The organism is Streptomyces sp., assembly GCF_031178505.1.
In the GTDB taxonomy this organism is placed as follows: Bacteria; Actinomycetota; Actinomycetes; order Streptomycetales; family Streptomycetaceae; genus Streptomyces; species Streptomyces gulbargensis.
The window spans coordinates 1-1532 of record NZ_JAPSIW010001064.1 but is presented as its reverse complement, the minus strand read 5'-3'; the positions used below and the strand labels follow the sequence as shown (position 1 = coordinate 1532).

2 protein-coding genes are annotated in these 1532 nt (G+C 72.4%); both read left to right on the top strand.

The annotated features are described in order from the left end of the window. On the top strand, positions 1-975 hold a 975-nt coding region (locus RIF68_RS36275; RefSeq protein ID WP_309056018.1), incomplete at its 5' end, for an alkaline phosphatase family protein. 127 nt (positions 976-1102) lie between these two features. Beyond that, a complete protein-coding gene (locus RIF68_RS36270; protein ID WP_309056016.1) occupies positions 1103-1429 on the top strand; it encodes a 4Fe-4S dicluster-binding protein in 327 nt (108 codons plus the stop codon). Positions 1430-1532 lie beyond the last annotated feature (103 nt).

Below are 1532 nucleotides of genomic sequence, written 5' to 3'. Positions count from 1 at the left end.
GCGGCCCTGCACGACGAACTCACCGAAAAGCTCGGCACCTTCCCCCTGTTCACCTACTGGGGGCCGGGCGCCGGTCTGGCCTCCTCACGGTGGATCACCGACGCGACCCGCCACGTCATGGCCACCCGCGACCCCGACCTCACCCTGGCCTACCTCCCCCACCTCGACTACGACCTGCAGCGCTTCGGCCCCGACGACCCGCGCTCCCACCGGGCCGCCCGCGACCTGGACAGCGTCCTGGCCCCGCTGCTGGACGACGCCCGCCGCCAGGGACGTACCGTCGTCGCGCTGTCCGAGTACGGCATCACCCGCGTCAGCCGGCCCGTCGACGTCAACCGCGCCCTGCGCCGCGCCGGCCTGCTCGAGGTCCACACCCAGGACGGCATGGAATACCTCGACCCCATGGCCTCCCGCGCCTTCGCGGTCGCCGACCACCAGATCGCCCACGTCTACGTCCGCCGCCCCGAGGACCTGGACGCCACCCGCGCCGCCCTCGACGGGCTGCCCGGCATCGACCGGCTCCTGGACGACGAGGGCAGGAAGGCGCACGGGCTGGACCATCCGCGCGCCGGCGAACTCGTCGCGGTCGCCGAGCCGGACGCCTGGTTCACGTACTACTACTGGCTCGACGACGACCGCGCGCCCGACTTCGCGCGGCTCGTCGACATCCACCGCAAACCCGGCTACGACCCGGCCGAACTCTTCCTCGACCCCGAGGACCCCTACGTACGCGTGCGCGCCGCCACCGCCCTGGCCCGCAAGAGGCTCGGCATGCGCTACCGCATGGCGGTCGTCCCCCTCGATCCCTCACCCGTGCGCGGCAGCCACGGCCGGCTCCCGGCGGGTGACGACGACGGCCCGCTGCTGCTGTGCTCGGCGGCCGGCGCCGTGCCCGCGCGGATCGCCGCCACGGACGTGAAGGCGCTGCTGCTCGACCTCGCCGGCCTGGGCGAGGCGGCGGCCGGACGGCCGTGAGGCCGCGGGACCAGTAGCTCGACCGGATCGCGACCACCGCTCCGGGCCCGGTCGAGACGACTGCCGGACCATCGGTCCCGTCCGATCCCGGTTGTGGCCAGGAAGACTCGCAAAGGGGTCCTTGCCCGTGAAAAAGATCGCCTCGTCGGCCGCGCTGTCCGGGCGGGCCGAGCGGATTGCCGAGCGCACCCGCCCCGACAACTGGAAGAAGCCGCCGCGCCGCATCGAGAAGTCCGAGTGCATCACGTGCGACACGTGTCTGCGCAGCTGCCCCGAAGAGTTCGGGGCCATCTTCGACCGCGGACTCGACGTCGTGATCATCCCGGAGCTGTGCTCCGGCTGCCCCGCGTGCGTGCTGGAGTGCCCCGTCGACTGCATCTACGTCGACGAGGAATGGGCCCCGACCGACGACGCGATGTGGAACCACATCGAACTCACCGCAGAAGGTGCGTGATGAACCGCCCGTCCGAACAAGGCGAGAGTCGCCGCGCCAGCAACGCCCGCAAGCGGATCAGCCGCCGCCCGTCCCGGCTCGGTATCCCGGCCGGAACACTCAC